This is a genomic window from Leptonema illini DSM 21528 (genome assembly GCF_000243335.1).
GTDB classification, from domain to species: domain Bacteria; phylum Spirochaetota; class Leptospiria; order Leptospirales; family Leptonemataceae; genus Leptonema; species Leptonema illini.
Genome location: NZ_JH597773.1, coordinates 1,463,844 through 1,480,989 on the forward strand (window position 1 = coordinate 1,463,844; position 17,146 = coordinate 1,480,989).

At 55.5% G+C, this 17,146-nt stretch carries 18 protein-coding genes; 9 read left to right on the top strand and 9 right to left on the bottom strand.

Annotated features, from left to right (window positions below; all coding sequences use genetic code 11):
- Positions 1 to 239: 239 nt before the first annotated feature.
- A complete protein-coding gene (locus tag LEPIL_RS06630; RefSeq protein WP_002771147.1) occupies positions 240 to 1,595 on the top strand; it encodes a hypothetical protein in 1,356 nt (451 codons plus the stop codon).
- 100 nt (positions 1,596 to 1,695) lie between these two features.
- Here the strand turns inward: LEPIL_RS06630 and serA are convergent, their stop codons facing one another.
- Positions 1,696 to 3,291, bottom strand: a complete 1,596-nt coding sequence (gene serA, locus LEPIL_RS06635) for a phosphoglycerate dehydrogenase (protein ID WP_002771149.1) — start codon at positions 3,289 to 3,291, stop codon at positions 1,696 to 1,698.
- A gap of 248 nt (positions 3,292 to 3,539) precedes the next feature.
- Here serA and LEPIL_RS06640 point away from each other — a divergent pair, with 248 nt between their 5' ends.
- Positions 3,540 to 3,794, top strand: coding sequence for a hypothetical protein (locus tag LEPIL_RS06640; RefSeq protein WP_002771151.1), 255 nt, complete (start codon positions 3,540 to 3,542; stop codon positions 3,792 to 3,794).
- A complete protein-coding gene (locus LEPIL_RS06645) occupies positions 3,791 to 4,207 on the top strand; it encodes a hypothetical protein (protein ID WP_002771153.1) in 417 nt (138 codons plus the stop codon). The genes LEPIL_RS06640 and LEPIL_RS06645 overlap by 4 nt, the downstream gene beginning before the upstream one ends.
- Positions 4,208 to 4,212: 5 nt before the next feature.
- Here the strand turns inward: LEPIL_RS06645 and LEPIL_RS06650 are convergent, their stop codons facing one another.
- A complete protein-coding gene (locus LEPIL_RS06650) occupies positions 4,213 to 4,731 on the bottom strand; it encodes a hypothetical protein (RefSeq protein WP_002771155.1) in 519 nt (172 codons plus the stop codon).
- 179 nt (positions 4,732 to 4,910) lie between these two features.
- Here LEPIL_RS06650 and LEPIL_RS06655 point away from each other — a divergent pair, with 179 nt between their 5' ends.
- On the top strand, positions 4,911 to 5,198 hold the full coding sequence (locus LEPIL_RS06655; RefSeq protein ID WP_002771156.1) for a hypothetical protein: 288 nt from the start codon (positions 4,911 to 4,913) through the stop codon (positions 5,196 to 5,198).
- A 39-nt stretch (positions 5,199 to 5,237) separates the two neighbouring features.
- Positions 5,238 to 5,933 carry a hypothetical protein gene (locus LEPIL_RS06660; protein ID WP_002771157.1) on the top strand — a complete coding sequence of 232 codons (696 nt, stop codon included), beginning with the start codon at positions 5,238 to 5,240 and terminating at the stop codon, positions 5,931 to 5,933.
- Between the two features lie 27 nt (positions 5,934 to 5,960).
- Here the strand turns inward: LEPIL_RS06660 and LEPIL_RS06665 are convergent, their stop codons facing one another.
- From LEPIL_RS06665 to LEPIL_RS06675, 3 genes are read right to left on the bottom strand one after another with little or no spacing between them, the layout of a single operon-like run.
- Complete coding sequence (locus LEPIL_RS06665; RefSeq protein WP_002771158.1) at positions 5,961 to 8,429, bottom strand: hypothetical protein; 2,469 nt, start codon at positions 8,427 to 8,429, stop codon at positions 5,961 to 5,963.
- Between the two features lie 33 nt (positions 8,430 to 8,462).
- A complete protein-coding gene (locus LEPIL_RS06670; RefSeq protein ID WP_052608208.1) occupies positions 8,463 to 9,161 on the bottom strand; it encodes a YggS family pyridoxal phosphate-dependent enzyme in 699 nt (232 codons plus the stop codon).
- A 2-nt stretch (positions 9,162 to 9,163) separates the two neighbouring features.
- Positions 9,164 to 9,688 carry an LIC10415 family protein gene (locus tag LEPIL_RS06675; RefSeq protein WP_143464724.1) on the bottom strand — a complete coding sequence of 175 codons (525 nt, stop codon included), beginning with the start codon at positions 9,686 to 9,688 and terminating at the stop codon, positions 9,164 to 9,166.
- Between the two features lie 142 nt (positions 9,689 to 9,830).
- Here LEPIL_RS06675 and sppA point away from each other — a divergent pair, with 142 nt between their 5' ends.
- From sppA to LEPIL_RS06695, 4 genes are read left to right on the top strand one after another with little or no spacing between them, the layout of a single operon-like run.
- A complete protein-coding gene (gene sppA, locus LEPIL_RS06680) occupies positions 9,831 to 10,805 on the top strand; it encodes a signal peptide peptidase SppA (protein ID WP_002771163.1) in 975 nt (324 codons plus the stop codon).
- Positions 10,806 to 10,817: 12 nt separating this feature from the next.
- Positions 10,818 to 11,426 carry a hypothetical protein gene (locus tag LEPIL_RS06685; RefSeq protein ID WP_002771165.1) on the top strand — a complete coding sequence of 203 codons (609 nt, stop codon included), beginning with the start codon at positions 10,818 to 10,820 and terminating at the stop codon, positions 11,424 to 11,426.
- Entirely contained in the window at positions 11,426 to 12,238 is an 813-nt protein-coding gene (surE, locus tag LEPIL_RS06690; RefSeq protein ID WP_002771166.1) for a 5'/3'-nucleotidase SurE, read from the top strand. Before LEPIL_RS06685 ends, surE begins: the two co-directional genes overlap by 1 nt.
- A complete protein-coding gene (locus LEPIL_RS06695; protein ID WP_002771168.1) occupies positions 12,235 to 12,930 on the top strand; it encodes a tetratricopeptide repeat protein in 696 nt (231 codons plus the stop codon). Before surE ends, LEPIL_RS06695 begins: the two co-directional genes overlap by 4 nt.
- A 75-nt stretch (positions 12,931 to 13,005) precedes the next feature.
- Here LEPIL_RS06695 and LEPIL_RS06700 read toward each other — a convergent pair whose 3' ends face one another.
- The 4 genes from LEPIL_RS06700 to LEPIL_RS06715 form a co-directional block, all read right to left on the bottom strand.
- Positions 13,006 to 13,710 carry a hypothetical protein gene (locus tag LEPIL_RS06700; protein WP_002771170.1) on the bottom strand — a complete coding sequence of 235 codons (705 nt, stop codon included), beginning with the start codon at positions 13,708 to 13,710 and terminating at the stop codon, positions 13,006 to 13,008.
- A gap of 84 nt (positions 13,711 to 13,794) precedes the next feature.
- Positions 13,795 to 14,742 (bottom strand): alpha/beta fold hydrolase, encoded by a 948-nt coding sequence (locus LEPIL_RS06705; protein ID WP_002771177.1) that lies wholly within the window; start codon positions 14,740 to 14,742, stop codon positions 13,795 to 13,797.
- Positions 14,743 to 14,798: 56 nt separating this feature from the next.
- On the bottom strand, positions 14,799 to 16,079 hold the full coding sequence (gene tyrS / locus LEPIL_RS06710; RefSeq protein WP_002771179.1) for a tyrosine--tRNA ligase: 1,281 nt from the start codon (positions 16,077 to 16,079) through the stop codon (positions 14,799 to 14,801).
- Positions 16,080 to 16,135: 56 nt separating this feature from the next.
- Positions 16,136 to 16,777: a UbiX family flavin prenyltransferase gene (locus LEPIL_RS06715; protein ID WP_040919747.1), complete on the bottom strand. Its 642-nt coding sequence runs from the start codon at positions 16,775 to 16,777 to the stop codon at positions 16,136 to 16,138.
- Positions 16,778 to 17,146 lie beyond the last annotated feature (369 nt).

Genomic DNA, 17,146 nt, shown 5'->3' on the forward strand with positions numbered 1-17,146 from the left:
GGCGACAGGAAAGGCGAAAAGAGCAGGAGCCGAAAAGAAAGGGAGGTTAGGGGCAGGGGAATTCACAGCTGTCTTCCAGAGTAAGGTAGCAAAGGCGCTCTGCCATTCTTTTTTCGCCTCGGATGTCTGCCTCCTGTATGAAGCGGCCGCCCGCTGCTCCGCGCTGGTGAGGTGAACCGTGCGGGGATGCGCGGCGAATTATGTTCTTGCCAATCCATAAATACGCCATAACTGATGCTATGCGTCTCTCTATCGGGCTCTTTCTGCTTCTGCTTTCGTGTGTTCATACCAACGAGCGTCCTGTTACCGAAACCCGTTCTCCCATTCCGGCCCGTCTTATCGTTCGCGAGGTGAGGCACTCTCCCTGCTTCACTCTGTACGGCGGTTCGTGCTCGCATCAGGAGGCCGTGCTTCGCATCGAAGGCTCGGTGAAGCGCGATCTGCCGTATGGCTGCCTTATTACAAAAGACGGCATGCCGCAGAGCACGATCACATCTGATATTCAGGGCGATGCGATTCGTGTGGCCTTTCGCTGCGCGAAAAGCCTGCCTTTTAAAGTCGTCTATGTTATGCCCTCGGGAAGACATTTTGCCGACTGCAAAGAATACGGCGGCTCCTCGTGGGACTGGGCCTCTGTGCCCGATTTTCGAGCCGCCTCATCGACGATGATCGGGCAGAACTGTCCGGGCGTTCACTTTGAAGACGTCGCCGCCGAGATACGAACCGCCGGGGAGGCGGAGCTTATTCCATTCTTAAAAGAAACGCTGCCTTTGAAGGCTCCGCGCAAGACGTCCATGGATTCTCTCCAGGCGTGGGACGATGCCTATCTGAGTCTGAGCCCGGCCGGGCAGAGCCAGCTTCATAACGATTTTCGTCGGGCGATTCTCGAGAAATCATCGACGTTAGCCCTGGAGCGGTCGCTGCGCTACGCCGATATCAACGACGCAGCTTTCGAAGAAGCGATCGTTAAGCGCCTCGAAGAGAATTTGAATTCCGCGACCGGCTACGAAATGGACGCCTCGATGGATATGATGCTGCGGCGACTGGCGCAGAGCAATCCGCAGCGCGCCGGCGAAATGGGATGCAAGGAGCTGGTGCGCGAAAAGCGTCGCGGAGCGCTGGCGTATCTTCCTGGAGCGTTGCTGGTCGTGGCGAAGGCGCGCTACAGCTGCCCTGTCGTTCTTGATGCCGTCAGGTCTTCTCTCTGTCATGCCAGCTTCTATTGTTCATCGTCGTCGCGAAAGGACGGCATCTGCGAATATAAAGATCTGAGCGATGAGATCGATCGACATCTGAAGCAAAAAACGGAAAAGCCCGATGCTGTTCAGCGTGATCGCATGCTGCTTGCCGCCGCTCTCTCCACGGAGGGCATTAACGACGTGCTTCGATTGTGGCATGAACGACGTAGTTATTCAATCGAGCAGGCAGCCAGTCCTGACTGTCAGTCGCAGTATGTGATGGGTAAAAAGGCCGTGCGCTGCCGCTGCTTTAGCGAAACGCCTGCCGAAGCGTGCAGCGACATTCGAAACGTCACCACGTGCACCTTCGAGGTCGACGATCGCCGTCGTCTGATTCATAACGTCATGTCGCCCTGACGCAAAAAGAGGCCGCCTCGCGGCGACCTCTTTTTAATCTCATCTTCAGAAAGCGCTCAGGGCCGATGCGCTGAGGCCATTGGCTCTACATCGCCCTGACTCAACGCAGATCGATCTGATGAACGGACAGAATGTTATACAGCGTTCGGAACTTCTCGATCTGTTCTGCGCTGAGCAGGTCGTCGACAGTGATCACAGAGATCGCCGTCTCGCCTTTTCCCGAACGAGAAAGCTCGATCGAGGCGATGTTGATCTTCAGATCGCCCAGAAACGTTCCGATTGTGCCGACGACGCCCGGCACGTCTTTGTTCTGCACGACAAGCAGGACGCCTTCGGGGCGGAACTCAATCTCGCGATCGTTCAGGGCGACGGCGACGCTATGACCGGCGATGGCCGTGTACTTGAGCCGCGCCTTCTTACCGTCTTCGCTTTCGAGCGTAACGACGACGCTTGACTTATAGCCGACCGTTCCTTCGTTCTTGTTCTCAACGACGCGCACTCCGCGCTCTTTAGCAAGCACAGGAGCGTTCACGTAGTTCACCGTATCGGCGCCGACAAAAACGCCAAGGGCGCCTTTTAAGATGGCCATGCGAACCGGATCGGCCTTCTTCTCGCTGATCTCTCCGTTATAGTCAATCTCTACGGTTCGCAGAGGCGACTCAAGCAGACGGGCAAGCAGCGTTCCGACCTTCTCGCCGCCTTCGAAATAAGGCTTCATGAAATCCATGCTCTCGGCATCGACGGTGGGGAAGTTGATAGCGTTGCGAGCGACGCCGGTCTGGAAGAACTCGACGAGTTCGTCGATCGTTTCCATGGCGACGGCAAACTCAGCCTCGCCGGTCGAGGCGCCCAGATGCGGAGCCATGATGCAGTTCTCGTACTGACGCAGAGCGAAATCCTCGGGGATCGGCTCCTGCGTGAAAACGTCGAGACCGACGGCGGCGATCTGACCCGACTTGAGGCCTTCTTCGAGCGCCTCTTCGTTGTAGATGCCCCCGCGAGCGGCGTTGATCAGGCGAACGCCTTTTTTCAGTTTATGCAGGTTATCCTTGCCGATGAAATCACGCGTATCGTCGGTAAGAGGAGCATGCACGGAGATGAAGTCGGATCGAGCCAGCAGCTCGTCTTTGTTAACGATTTCGATTTCAAGATGGCCTAACGCCTCGGCGGGAATAAACGGATCGAAACCGATCACGTTCATCTTCAGGCCGCGAGCACGCTTAACGAATTCGCGTCCGATACGACCAAGACCGACGACGCCGACCGTCTTACCGGTGATCTCGACGCCGGCATATTTGTTTTTATCCCATTTGCCGGCCTTCATCGAGGCGTTGGCCTGCGGCGTGTTGCGCGCAACGGCGAACATAAGGGCGAGGGCCTGCTCGGCCGTCGTCACCGAAGATCCGCCCGGTGCGTTCATTACGATGACGCCGCGGCGGCTGGCTTCGGGGATGTTGATGTTATCCACGCCGACGCCGGCACGGACGATCAGCTTCAGATTGGGAGCCTTTTCGAGAACTTCAGGAGTGACCTTCGTTGCAGAGCGGATAATCAGGCCATGGGCCTTACCGATATCGGCAAGCAGCTCTTCTTTAGAGTGGCCGCCTTTATAGATGACCTCAAAGCCATCGGTCTTCTGCAGCCTGGCTACGCCTTCTGCGTCGAACTTGTCAGAGATAAGGATGACATGCTTCATGCATCCAGGATTTTCAGAAGCATCGGGCTGACAACCGTTCCCCGCACGGGTATATCAAAAACGGGTTCATTTTCGGGCATGCCAGTGACTCTGTTGAGCCGTTTTTGAGATGCATTCTCTCTGGCTCATGAGAGATTGCCCGAAAGACCTCCGCCCTCAGCACGAACAGGTCTGCGTGCCGGAAGTAGGCATCGGAAGCCGTTGGCTTCTAACACTTATAAAAGGCATTTTTGAGATAACGGTAGAACATGAAAAAGGCCCGTCGCACAGGAAAGCAGGAGCAGATACGCTGGAATATGCTTCTGACTGAAGAAGAAGCGGAGTTTCTGAAAGAACAGGCGCGTCGCGAAGGACGCACGGCATCGGATCTTGTGCGCTCGGCGATCGAACGTCTGTACCGGCCCCACGAACGTATCGAGGCGCTTCTTGCCCTTGACGAACTGAAAGGCGACTATCTTGACCGAACGGTTTGTGCGGAGAGGCTTCAAGCCGAAAATCCATGAGCGAACGCACCGGAAAACGACGGCTCTATCTCGATGAAACGATCTGGATCGCCCTCGCTCTCGAAGGCGAGATGCGCGAGGCGATTAAACTGAGCCTGAAGCGTCTGCTTCAAGATGACTGGATCATTCTAAGTTCGGCCTTCGCCCTTAACCGCCTGATCGGCCTTGAGACGAACCCGGCGACTTTTATTGAATACACACAGTTGATGCGACGCATCTGCGCTGAGATCGAGCCGCTTGAGGTCGACGATCTCGAACGCTCCTCTCTTGAAATCCTCTCCCATCAGTGCAGCCTGACGGCCGCGATTCATCTTACGCTCATGAAGAGGATGCGTTGTGACGGGGTGCTGACGCTTTCGCCTGAGATCAAACGAGCGACGGCATTGCCGGTCTTTCATCCGACAGATTTCTGATCGATCTACCGCCCCGGATCGCTGGTGAAGTCGGGGATTTTTTCGGCCAGAGTCTGCTTTTCGCCGCCGAGGTTCAGAGCCCAGTGCTCGCCGTCCTCTTCAAGAAAGGCGGCCAGAGAACTCATCGCCCCCGGACGCAGCCTCACGGGTACCGATCGCTCGCCCAGCGCCGGATGCAGCTCTGAGGGTAGAAGATCGGTCCACACAAGATCGGCGTCTCCTACAGAGAGCTGCTCGCCTCGTCGTTCGAGGATCAGCCCGTTATCGAGAACAAGGCGCACGACGCCGCGTTCGGGCTCGACAAGAGTTCGATCGGCAAAGATCGGAAACCCTCGCACGGCTCGCAGCCAGCCGGTTTCCGTGCGATCGCCGAATTCGCTGCGAATGAAAAACCGTCCGTCTGCGGCGCGATACAGGTTGCTTTTGAAAAAGAAGAGGATGCCTTCATGAATGAGCCGTTCCGTAGCATTCCACCACTGCCCGCGTTCATCTACATGAATGTCGGTAATCGTTTCCAGGCTCATACAGCTACTCTGACCTCACAGAGAAGAGCGGCAAGAGTTTTTTTGCACAGATGCCTGGGACCGGCCTTTCGGAATAAGACCGGGTCCGTTTCGCTCCTCAGGCGGCAAATTGAATTGTCAGTATAACGGGAGTATGAGATCCTGCATCTGGCAGGGACTCCTGCATGAGGAGATAGAGCGTGCGACAGGAAAGAGAAGATTCCGAACAATATTCGAATGAACGATCGTATGCCGACTTCGTATCGCTTCTTCTGCCGCTTCTTCGCGACTTTATTCCCATACTGCTTGAAAGATGGTCGGAGTTTGCCGATCGCCCCACCATGCGCTCGCTTGAAGAAGAGAACCGACGCCTTCGTGATCAGGTGGATCGACTTGAAAAGAAGGTGCAGTGGCTGACGCTCTTTCAGATCGTCACGGCCCTGTTCTTCCTGTTTTTCGTCATTCTTGTAGCGCTTCAGGTGATCTGATGATCTTCTCCTGTGATTTTTTCTGCGACGGAACAAGCGATGGCTGATAATAACGGAAACGAACAAAAACCGACCATCGAGAATCCGCTGCGAGTCGGCATCTGTACTCTCGATGAGCTCGAAGAGAAGATCAAGGCCTTTCGCGTCATGAATCAATCGGCGCTGAAGAAACGTTTCATTCTTTCGCGTGAAGAGGTGTTTATTCCAGGCACCGGCGATAAGATATTGCAGAAAGGCCTGGAGATCGATATCTCACGCGCAAAGCTGATGCGGCGCCACTTCCCGGGACATCAGGTTTTCAAGACCTTTCAGCCCGACGAAGGCATCGTTATCATTTCTGATATGAACGAGATGGAAGGCATTCCGCTGACGATGGATATGGTGACCCAGGTAATGAATCTCGGCAAAGGGGCCTACGAAGGCTTCATCGATCGGGTGGATAACTTCGGCGACTTCCTGAATCTCTTAAAAAAAGCCCTGTTTCCGAAGCTCATGCTCATCGGTTATCTGTCTCCGAAAACCCTGGAGTCCGAGCAGCTGAATTTCGTTCGAATCAGAAGAGTCGATCATTACATCCGCACGATCGAAATCACGCACAGCAAATACAAGCCGCGGCCGTATTTTCCGCGACTCAAGAATATTCACATCGATACATCCGATCCGAAAAGCTGGTCGCGATTCGTCGTCGAAGTCGTGCGCGAGTACACGAAGTCCTACTTTGTAGAAGAGTTCTGAGCCGCCGAGCCGCCGACCTAACGGTAATCAAACCGAGAAGAACTTCAACGTTTCGCGAAGAGGCGGGGGCAACAGCTCTTTCTCGCCGTACTTCTTCCAGCGGTTCTCAAGTTCGGTCAGTTTCTTGCGTCGGATGTTCGTGAAGCGGTTATGGAACTCGGCAAAGGCAGGCTGTGTGGCCACCTGATCGCGCACGGGCTTCGCAAACGGTATATGGCGGTAGAAGATGCCGCGCACGACTCGGTTCAGTTTCATACTGCCCTGCGATTCAAAGCGAATCCACATCGTATAGTCGTTCACGAACTTGGCGCGGTCGTCGCGAAAGCGCTTGAACTCGGCGGCCAGCTTCTCTTTCACCTCTTCAGATAGCTCCCTGTTTTTCTTGTAGAACTGAATGTAATCGGTATAATCCGATGTAAGCGAGGATTTGGAGACGTCGTTCCATTCCGGGCCGAGTACGGTTTTAAGAAGCTCCCAGCGGAAGGCGCCGATGGCCTCAATCAACATCGTGTAGAGGTCGCCTGTTGCGAAGATCGGGAAGGCCAGGCGGCCTGGAGAATCCTTGCGACGGGCCAGGGCAAGCTCCTGCCACATCATCACCTTGTTACCGATCGAAGGCAAAAGCACCATGTTCGGGAAGACCTGAACCTGGACGAACTCTTTGAAAATCTTGCGCTGCTCGTCGTTCAATACGATCTCACGATGAAAGGCCGAATAATCTATGGAAAGAAGCTGATCGAGCATATCCGAAAGCCTCTGTCGTGTAACGAAGGACTTCTCGAGCTCCTGCATGACGTGGTAACGCGTGAGGATGGGGAAGGCGGTGATCGGCGATCCCGACGTCAGTTTCACGTTCGTTTCGACGAAATGCTTCAGCTCTTCTTTAACGCGGTTTTCATAGCTGTTTACGTTCGCCGGGATGTCTGATTCGCGCTTCCATCCCATCTCTTTATGTTCGAGCTTGAGACGATCGAGGTAGGTTTGCCCCATCTCGTCGACGGAGGGCTCTTCTTTTCCCGATGCGATATGATCGAGCCAGTCGGTGGCCTGATAGATCGGGTATTCGGCCTTTCCGCGTGTCGTATCTTCAAGCGTGCAGAGCGAGACGATATGTTCCATATCAAGGAACTGTTCGTCAAAGAAACCATAGTTAAGCATCAGCTTGATGAATCGCGGCACATTCCCGCGATTCTGCCTGTACTTCAAAAATGCCGCCTCATAGGCTTTGAAGTATGCCTGACCGATAGGTTTTTTTAGACGGCGGAGCTCGGGTGTCGAATCAAGAGGAGTCTTCTGCTCTCGCAGCTCCTTTAGCATCGCCTGAACCTTCTGATTCTCTTCGGGCGGGAAGTCACAGAACGTCAGGATGCGGCTCGACGAGCCTTTCAGCTCCTGTTTGATCGCATCGAAGTCGACGCCTGCACGAAGAGTGGCGGCCTCTTCCTTCTCTTTCTCGACGTTCTTGAAGGTTTCGTTATTACGAAGAAAGGCGCCGATCTTTTCATAGTTCTCGGCGATTTCAGGGTAGGGGCGACCTGATAGCTTGCGATAATGTTCCAGTAAATCGCCCAGACGTCCATCGACGAATTTCAGAATGGCCATCATCTCTTCGGCGGGCACATCGATGATGTTTGAATTAAAAAGGTCGGATTGCAGATAGAACTTCTCGGCGAAACAGTGCTCCGACCTGAAAAGATACTCCATGCCTTCGTCGATGCCATAAAGCACCTGAGCCACCTCTTTAAAACAGGTGGCTAACTGTTCGGCCAGGCGCAGTGAGATCTGACGTAAGATCTCGATATCGGCCTGGAACATCGCCCCCTGTATATTCGGAGCGAGTCCGAGAAGGCGGCGATAGAAGTTGAACTCCTCCTGATCGAAAGAGCTATCGAAATCATAACTCTTCTGCAAAAGGTCGCCGTGATCGGCCTCAAGCCAGGCAAGATTAAGAGCGGCGGGCAGCTCGTTGTTATTCTCAAGAAAGCGATCGACAATGACGCGAGAAACAGGCATGATCGGATCGACCATCGGACCACCCGACGGCTCAGACGAGAAGAGAGACGGCTGCAGACGGTAGTACACAAGCGAAAGCGTATCGATCGTTTTCTGAATCTTTGAAGAAAGGCCATCGAAGGTCTTGATCGCCTGATACGCCTGCACGACCTCCTGCGCTACGGTGCGCACGCCGAGCATACCGACGTTCAGCTTACCGAGTATCATCGACGTAAACGGGCCGGCGGGATTAACCGGAAAGACCGAGAGCACGCTGTCTTTCGTCGTAACAAGCGAAACAGGCGAGGGCGATTTCGAGATCAGATGCCCGAACAGAGGAACGCTATTCTGCCCGATGCGAAACAGAGTGCGTCCGTCCTGGTAAGCGACCTCTCCGCCATGCAGAAGAATGAGGCTGGTGACGGGTGTATTTTTCTTCAGCAGTTGAGTGCCCGCCGGCACCTTCATCTGCTGTCCCGGTTTTCTCAGATCCAGCGTAGTCATAAAATGGCACAGTCTCCCGATACGGACAGAATTTCAACCGGATTCAGGCATCCACGGACCGCCGGCTCGCGTTCCTGTGATCGCCGTTCCAATACGCACAATCGTCGCCCCTTCTTCGACGGCAAGCTGCCAGTCGCCCGACATACCCATGCTCAGCTCGCCGTCAGGCAGATGCTCGTCTCGAATCTGACGTAACCGCCTGAAAACTTCGGATGTTCGCTTCGCATCCTGATCGGTGGGCCCCATCGTCATGAATCCGCGCCAGGTGAGCGCCTCTTCAGAGGGCAGGCTTTCGCGGCACTGTAAGAACTGCTCTTCGCTCATGCCGCCCAGCTTCGAGGATTCTGCGGTCAGATTGAGCTGCATCAAATACTGCATGCCTTCGCCTGTCGCCTCAAAATGTCTGCGAGCGGCTTTTAAAAGAGATTCAAGGGCGCTTGCCGACGAAACTCCATGCACGACATGAAAGAGGCCGGGCAGATTACGAGCAAAGCCCGATTGTAAAGGACCGAGATGATGATAGATAGGTTGGATCGCCTGCGCATGAACAAGCGCGAATTTCGCTCTTGCCTCAGTGAACCGGTTTTCACCGAATTCGCGGTGGCCTGCTTTTAAGAGTGTTTCAATAAGTTCGGGGCCATGCGTCTTCGTGACTACGACGATACGGACACGATTATGTCCGCGCCTGTCCAGTTCTTCTCTAATACTGGCAAGGGCGCGGACCGGATCCATTCTCATCCCTGAAGGCGGGTCAGTCGCGCCACACGCTCCGGATCAAGCCGTGAACCGGCAATACCGGCGGCCAGATCGCCCGAAAGACGCGCATCGGGAGCGGCGGAGAATTCAACGGCAAGATGGTTCTCCATCTCAACCTGCATGGACTTCAAACGTGCCCGTGCCTCGTTCAGGCTCTGTTCTACGGTGCGGATCAGTTCGTCACGATTCCACTGGCCTTTCATCTCGGGAAAGAGCGGCTCTCCCTCGAAGGTCATCTCTGCGGATGTCTGTTCATTCAGCCCATCGCCGGAATCTTTCAACAGATTCAGCCTGGCCTGCTCCCGCGAATAAACACGCTGCATGTCGTTCAGCCCGGCCTGCATACCGGCCAGACGCATCTGCGCCGTGGAACGCACTTCATCGGACTTCACCGAAGCTGATTCGCTTTCGGGCGTCTTTGTCTTCTCTCGATGTCCGCTGAGGATCTTCTCGGCGGAATTCAGAAGGGTTTTTCCTGTGATCTCCATATCATTCGTCTGCACATCGGCCTGCTGGCCTCTGCACCCTCCGTGGTTTACAGACTTCTTCTCTGTATATTAATTCGGGTACAGATTCTTCCATATTAACGATGCTGGGAAGAAAAATTTCTTTTCTTCCACTCCTGAAACGAGAAAAGCGTAGCCGATGGACCGATCACGCATTCCCGTAGCCCTTGCTCTCGCCCTTGCCGTCTTTTCAATCGTGCTGGCCGCCGTTCGAATCGGCCGCAGCTCGCAGGAAAGCTCTTTTACCGTCGAGCGCAGCTCCTTCTTTGATGCCGGGCGATCCGGCATTGCGCGCATTCGAATTCATGGCATGATCCAGGGCGGCAAGGCCCCTGGAGAGGCCGGCTCCGAACGTATCATCGCCCTGATCCGCGAGGCAGAGCAGGCCGATGCCATCCGCGGCGTTATCCTCGATATCGATAGCGGCGGCGGCGAAACAGGCGCCACAAAGCAGATCTACGAAGCGGTGAAAGACCTGAAAAAGAAAAAGCCCGTAATCACCGTCATCGGCGGCGTCGCCGCAAGCGGAGGCTATTATATCGCCTCGGCCAGCGACCGCATCTTCGCGCTCGAAACGAGCATCGTCGGTTCGATCGGCGTCATCAGCCTGCATCCGAATATCGCAGGCCTGCTTGATAAAGTGGGCATCCGCATGCAGACGATGAAAACGGGGCCTCATAAGGATTCGAGTTATCCGTTTCGCGATCTGAGCGCCGAAGAGCAGCAGATGTACGCCGACCTGCTCGACGATTCTTACCGTGTCTTTATCGCCGACGTTTCAGAAGGGCGCAAGCAGTCGCAGAAAACCGTCGAAGAGTGGGCCGACGGCAAGATATACTCCGGCAAAAAAGCGAAGGCCTTACAGATGATCGACGATATCGGTGGCGAGCGTGAGGCGCTGGCGGCGATGAAGCTTCTCTTGAAGACGGACGAGGACCTGCCCATCTACGAGCCCGAGCCCGATTTCTTTGAAGAGCTGTTTTCCTCATTTCCGTCGAACCGCTTCCAGGCCCGTATGCCCTCGTTGCCGGCTTCGGGGTTATACTATCTTTATCCGTCGGCCGACTTAGTAGAACGCTTTCTGTCACGTCAGCCGCTCATAGAGGCGCGCTGAAAGGTCGGGACGATGAGATACATACTGGAATTCGTCGAGTTCGCCTCGATTATCTTAACGGCTCCGCACTCCGTCGTCGTGGCCGCCCGTCAGTTCGAACGACAGAGTCGCTACGCCCTTCTGTGCTCCGCTCTGGCCTCGATCAGCCTGGCGACGGGAGTTTTTTATGCGCGAAGCTCCTACCGGCTATCGTTCTTAGTTCTGATTCCCATCCTGGCCGGCATGATCTTTCTGTTTCATCGCTTTTACAGCCGCCTGTTATCGGCCCGGCTATTACAGCATCTGATGAATTCGCCCGCACCGATGGCGCAACGAGAGGGCATCTCGACCACGCTGTCCACCCTGCTTGAATCTTCTTTTCTTCCGGGGCTTTTTATTCTGCCCGTCTGTATAACGGCACGAGAGTTTACCATGCCCGCGCTTCTTCTGATTCCCGGTATTGCCGCCATCTCTTTCTGGATTCTCTATATTCAGTTCTCGGGCGTGCGGTTCATCATGGAGACGCAGAAGCGACCGACCATCCTGCTGCTTCTGCGTAATCATCTGATGCTTGCGACGTATCCATTTCTTGCCATCTATGTTGGCATGCTGCTTCTGATCTCACTGACGGGAATACGCTGATGGGCGAACAGAAGAAGCTGTTGATCGTCAACGACGACGGGCTGCATTCAAGCGGCATGCTGCATCTTGAAAAGGAGCTTTCGCGCGACTTCGAGGTCTGGGCCGTCTGCCCCGATCGGGAGCGCAGCGCCACCTCGCAGGCCATCACCATTCGAGAGACGCTGCGCCTGACGCATGTGGAAGGGCGGCACTATCATGTGAACGGATTCCCCGCCGATTGCGTAAACGTCGCCCTTTATGCCGGCGTGTTTCCGCGTTTCGATATCGTCGTCTCGGGCATCAACCATGGCGTCAATCTCGGCGACGACGTACATTACAGCGGCACGGTCGGAGCGGCGCGGCATGCCGCCGTACATCGCCTGATCGCCGTCGCCATCAGCAGCATCAACCGCGACCATGCGGGAAGCTTCCGGCGTCCGGCGAAGTGGCTGCGACAGTGGCTGCGGCTCAATCTCGAACATCTGAAACAGGAGTTCGTGTATAACATCAATTATCCATTCGAGCCGCACGATATCGCCGGCGACGCGCCCTTTCCCGAGGCCGAGGTTACCCGACACGGACGCCGGCTCTACCTCGACGAATATGAGCTGCTTGAGGAATCCGTTACCGGCGATGCTTCCGATGACAGCTTTCCTCTGGCCGGACGATCGGGCGTGCTGCGTTTGAAAGAGACGATTATGGGACGAGAGGTCGTCGAAGGCACCGATTTTTATGCCGTAGAGCACGGCAGGGTATCGATCACGCCGCTTTCGCTCAGCACCTTCGACGTCGAAGAGATGGAATTTCTACGGAATCTGATGATGCCTGCATGATGAACGAGGATCGCTCACAGCAAAGAGAGCATGCCCTGCTCGAACGCGTTCTCTCACTGAAGCAGATGCTTCTTGAGGGCAGGGGCAGCCCCGTTGATCGCCATGACCTGGCCATCTGCTACTATCATCTGGAGAACTTCGATCGTTGTGCCGAACAGCTCGAGATTCTTGCACGAGACACGCCCGACTATATCGACATCAGCCGCGTCTACTCGCTGCGCAGCCTGGCGCTCGTCATGCTTCACAGATTCGCCGAGGCCGAGGCTCTCATAGAACGCCGTCTGCGCGTCGAGCCCGACGACGTTATACTCCTGAACCTGCTCGGTTACGTATGCGAGAAACAGAATCGTCCCGATGCCGCAATAAGAGCGCACCGACGTGTGCTTTCGATTAAACAGGATCATCCGAACAGCCTGAACTCGCTCGGGTACCTGCTTACGCTTCATGGAAAGGCCGAGGATTTAGCCGAAGCGGGCAACTGCCTGAAAAAAGCGGTGGAGATCAATCCGAACTCCGCCGCCTATCTTGATTCGCTCGGCATGTACATGGCGCGCATGGGATTTTTTGATCGAGCGAAAAAGGCCCTTGTCAGGGCGCTCGAAATAGATCCGCAGAATATGGAAATCGTCGACCACATGAAAGACGTAGTCAAACGCGAATCACTGGCGCGCGAACAGTCGACCGAGAGCTGATACTGTTGTCTATGGCCGGCCGATTCTGCGCCGAACCTGCACCATCGCACTTCGGTAATTCCGAAATTTTCCCATTCAACCGCCATTCGACGACATCCGCCAGCCGAGCGGTTGGGCCTCAATGCTCTCATAGAGATAGAAATACTCCCGTCGATCAACTCCGCGGCATTGCAAGAAAGGAAAGAGAGAGATCAGCTCGCCCGACATCGTTCGCAGATAAAGCTCGCCGGAACGCAAAGGCGCATCAATCTGCACTACCTCTTCTGCCGGCACGGTTGCTCCGCCATGCACCATGCAGCTGATCAGCTGATCGCCCGCGGCCAGCATCAACGGGGCCTGTGAGAGCATGCCATAACTGAGCAGAGCATGCACAAGAGACGAGAAGACCATAAGACATTCTGTGGCCTTTTCTTCACAGAGCTCGCCCTGCGTGAGTAGCTCATGCCTTATGCAGAAGAGTCGCTCCGTGACCGGACGCAGTCGGTGTTCGTGGTAGTCGATCACATCGGGCCAGATCGTTGAATCACGCAATCTTACGTGCAGCTTTTCGGAGAAATAGGCCCAGACTGAAACCGAGCTCAGCCTCAGGCCTCTTGTGATGAACTCAGTCAGCGGTGCATCGATGGTGCCGGCATCTCGGCATCCGGCGGCAAAAAGGGCGGTGTGGTACTTGATCACGGCATCGGCCAGGTCTATCAGGCGCAGCAGACGTTCGAACGGTTCCTTCTGTATCTCGAATTGCTCACGAAGGTGGGCAATGTGTTCAGGCAACGGTTTCATACTGAACTCGGGGGAAAATAGTCCCGAGTTAAATAGGTCTCATTCGCAATAACCATCCATATCCAGAATAGTATAAAAGCGATGTCAGACCGAATGCTTCGACTTCAGATGTTCGGCCAGGAATTGTGCCAGGCGGTCGGGATGGGTGGCGAAGAGGATGTGTGATCCGCCTTCGATCGTGAGATCGGGCGCCTTGTGGCTCGACACTTTCGGGTAGGACAATAGCGGATCTCTCGTCCCATGCGCAGAGATGCAATCGGAGTAAAAGGGCTCGGGCACACCCTGCCATTGTCGAATCCAGCGCGGGCCTTCGAAGAAGATCGTGCGCGGAAAACGCGCGAACATGCGGCCATACTCGACGGAATCACGCACTCCGATTCGAAAGACGGGATACAGGGCGGCGGTAACGCTCTGCGCCAGGCCGCGCAGAAACACAGGCGGTCGCGGCAGGCTGGCCGCCCGATGCATAATCGGGTTCAGATCGTTACCTGAAAAGGCCGTGCAGAGCAGGACGCATTGCTTCGCCTCAAGCATGCCCTTCATACGCAGGATCTGCAGCATCATGCCGCCCATCGAATATCCGATGACCATGTCGTAGGGATCGTCGGGCAAAATGCCCTGAGCAAGCAAAGAGGCCAGGCTTTCGAGAGAATCGACCTCGCCGGCCATCACATCGGGATATTCAAGAAAAGAGTGCAGAACGGGCACGGAAAGAAGCGGTTCAAGCTCTTCGATGATGCGAGCGAACATCATGCGATCGGCGCCAAGGCCGGGAATCCAGAGAAGGCGCAGAGGACGCGGCCCATGCGACGCCACCGGGCGGATGGCCCGAATGAGCGGCCCGGTCGCGCCGGACGTTTGCAGTTGCTTTTTGTTATCACGCTGCGGACGTGAGCCCGCCCGCTTCTTTGAGGCGGCGGACTTACTAATAGCGGCTGATTTCTTTGAGGCCGTATTTCTGGAAGACGTCGATCTTCTGGCCGCTTTCTTTCCCGTCTTTTTCGCAGATTTCTTCGCTTGCTTCGCGGCCATAATCCAACCTGATATACGCGGCAAAGATGGCAAGCACTCTACGCCGCAAGCGCGCCTCAGCCGCGAATCACGAGATACTTCTTCTTGCCGACGCGCACCGCATATTCACCGGGGAATGCAAGCGCCATCTTCGCATCCTTCACCGTTTCGAGAGTATCGCCTATCTTCACCGAGCCGGCCTCGATCAGACGCTTCACGGCGCTCATGCTTGCCTCGGTGCCCGACTCGACCAGGATCTTCGCAAGCTCGGCCTTTCCGTCCGTCTGCATCGTCGTCGGCACGTCAAAAACGGGCGTATCGGGCGGAAGCACCATCTTATCCTGACGGGCGGCGCTTTTCTCGGACTCCCACTTCTCCCGTGCCGCCTTGCCCTCGCCCGGATGAAGCCAGTCCACAAGCAGCTCGCCGAGCTTCTTTTTGAAATCCATCGGATTCGTGCCTTTTTCGATGGCCTCTTTCATCTGAGTCATCTCGGAATCCGGCACGTCGGTTAACAGCGTGTAGTAGTTCCACATCAGATCGTCCGATACCGACATCGTCTTCGCGAAGATCTGATACGGCGTCTCGTCGATGCCGATATAGTTGCCGAACGACTTCGACATCTTTTTTACGCCGTCCAGGCCGACAAGAAGCGGCATCGTGACGATGCACTGGCCTGCCTGCCCGAACTGCTCCTGTAAGGTGCGCCCGACAAGCAGGTTAAACTTCTGGTCGGTACCGCCCAGCTCAACGTCGGATTCGAGGGCTACTGAGTCATAGCCCTGAATCAGCGGATACATGAACTCGATCATGCTGATCGAATCGCCGGCCGCCATACGCTTCTGAAAGTCGTCACGCTCGATCATGCGAGCTACCGTATAACGTGCAGTCAGACCGAGCACGTCTTCAAAACGCATATCGGCCAGCCATTTGGAGTTGAATACGATTTCGGTTTTCTCTCGATCGAGAATACGGTAGACCTGACGTTCGTAGGTCTTCGCGTTCTCGATCACCTCTTCTTTTGTAAGACGTTTTCGCGTCGCCGAACGTCCTGTCGGATCGCCGATCATGCCCGTAAAGTCACCGATCAGAAAGAGGATGCGATGGCCCATCTCCTGAAAATGGCGCAGCTTGCGAAGCAGCACCGTATGGCCGAGATGCAGATCGGGCGCCGTCGGGTCAAATCCGGCCTTGATCTTCAGCGGACGCTTCTCGCGACGGGCACGTTCAAGCAGTTGCAGAAGCTCCTTCTCGGGAAGGATCTCTTCGGTGCCGCGCTTGATCTTCTCGAAGTCCGCCTTCGTTTCGTTTGAGATGGGAAGCTCTTTCGCTTCCGGTGTCGTTTCTTTACCGGCCATTTTGTATATCTCTTCGTAGATCTCTATGATCGTTCGGATTCGAGAGGAAGACGCGATCAGGGATTCTGGATCGCCTTCGTTTCTCCCTCCCAGGCAGGGAACAGGTTTTGAGAGAGGCCGAGAAGGGCAAGGATTCTACCGGCGATGAAACGGCCCAGATCGTCGAAGCTCTGCGGCTTCTGATAGAAGGCAGGCGAGGCGGGCAGAACGATACCGCCGGCCTCGGTCAGCGCCGTCATGTTACGCAGATGGATCAGGCTGTAGGGCGCCTCGCGCGGAACGACGATCAGCCGTCGCCGCTCTTTCAGCGTCACATCGGCCGCACGCTCGATCAGATTCGATGTATAACCGGCGGCGATACCGGCCATCGTCTTCATCGAACAGGGGCAGATGACCATGCCATGATACGGAGCCGATCCGCTTGCCGGCCTGGCCCCGATGTCGCGGTAATCGGCGATATCAAAGTCATGCAGAACCGACGGGCTCGATCCCGCTGCCTGCAAGGCCCGCTCCGTCGCATATCTCAGCAGATCAAGCGGATTTTCAAGGGCCGTGTCGAACTCCTGATTGAAGACGCGGATGGCCGCCGGGCTGACGATGAGCGTGCTGCGCCCTGCAACGCCGGTCAGAAGCGCCTGTAGCAGATGCAGGCCGTACAGCGATCCGCTTGCTCCGGTAAGGCCGATAATCAGGGAGATAGGCGTCGGGTTCGATTGCATGTAACAGGCAAGGGATCGCCGGGCCAGGCGGCAAGCGGATTTGGTTCCACGAAAGCAGGCGAATAATAGGGGGCAAGGGGAGGCTACCTTGATGCCAGCGAAATATCGGGCTCAAGGCGTTTCGCGTCCACGAAAGGCACGAAAAACGCGAAACTCGAGTAGGGGCTCAGCGGCGAAATATAATCGGCTATAAACTGCCTTCTGCTCAGCCTCCCGGTCAGAAGGCTTTTTGAACCGCTGAGGAAGAGGAGGGCGCGGAGATAGAACCGAGAGAGGAGTCTTTGTTAAGTGGTGAGGGATCCGGTGAAAGAGGTAAAAACGCTGATTTGGCTGATTTGGCATCCTGGG

Bases quoted from the DNA above. Each gene is read 5' to 3' on its own strand.
- LEPIL_RS06630 (WP_002771147.1), top strand. From the start codon at position 240: ATGCGTCTCTCTATCGGGCTCTTTCTGCTTCTGCTTTCGTGTGTTCAT.
- serA (WP_002771149.1), bottom strand. From the start codon at position 3,291: ATGAAGCATGTCATCCTTATCTCTGACAAGTTCGACGCAGAAGGCGTA.
- LEPIL_RS06640 (WP_002771151.1), top strand. From the start codon at position 3,540: ATGAAAAAGGCCCGTCGCACAGGAAAGCAGGAGCAGATACGCTGGAAT.
- LEPIL_RS06645 (WP_002771153.1), top strand. From the start codon at position 3,791: ATGAGCGAACGCACCGGAAAACGACGGCTCTATCTCGATGAAACGATC.
- LEPIL_RS06650 (WP_002771155.1), bottom strand. From the start codon at position 4,731: ATGAGCCTGGAAACGATTACCGACATTCATGTAGATGAACGCGGGCAG.
- LEPIL_RS06660 (WP_002771157.1), top strand. From the start codon at position 5,238: ATGGCTGATAATAACGGAAACGAACAAAAACCGACCATCGAGAATCCG.
- LEPIL_RS06665 (WP_002771158.1), bottom strand. From the start codon at position 8,429: ATGACTACGCTGGATCTGAGAAAACCGGGACAGCAGATGAAGGTGCCG.
- LEPIL_RS06670 (WP_052608208.1), bottom strand. From the start codon at position 9,161: ATGGATCCGGTCCGCGCCCTTGCCAGTATTAGAGAAGAACTGGACAGG.
- sppA (WP_002771163.1), top strand. From the start codon at position 9,831: ATGGACCGATCACGCATTCCCGTAGCCCTTGCTCTCGCCCTTGCCGTC.
- LEPIL_RS06685 (WP_002771165.1), top strand. From the start codon at position 10,818: ATGAGATACATACTGGAATTCGTCGAGTTCGCCTCGATTATCTTAACG.
- surE (WP_002771166.1), top strand. From the start codon at position 11,426: ATGGGCGAACAGAAGAAGCTGTTGATCGTCAACGACGACGGGCTGCAT.
- LEPIL_RS06695 (WP_002771168.1), top strand. From the start codon at position 12,235: ATGATGAACGAGGATCGCTCACAGCAAAGAGAGCATGCCCTGCTCGAA.
- LEPIL_RS06700 (WP_002771170.1), bottom strand. From the start codon at position 13,710: ATGAAACCGTTGCCTGAACACATTGCCCACCTTCGTGAGCAATTCGAG.
- LEPIL_RS06705 (WP_002771177.1), bottom strand. From the start codon at position 14,742: ATGGCCGCGAAGCAAGCGAAGAAATCTGCGAAAAAGACGGGAAAGAAA.
- tyrS (WP_002771179.1), bottom strand. From the start codon at position 16,079: ATGGCCGGTAAAGAAACGACACCGGAAGCGAAAGAGCTTCCCATCTCA.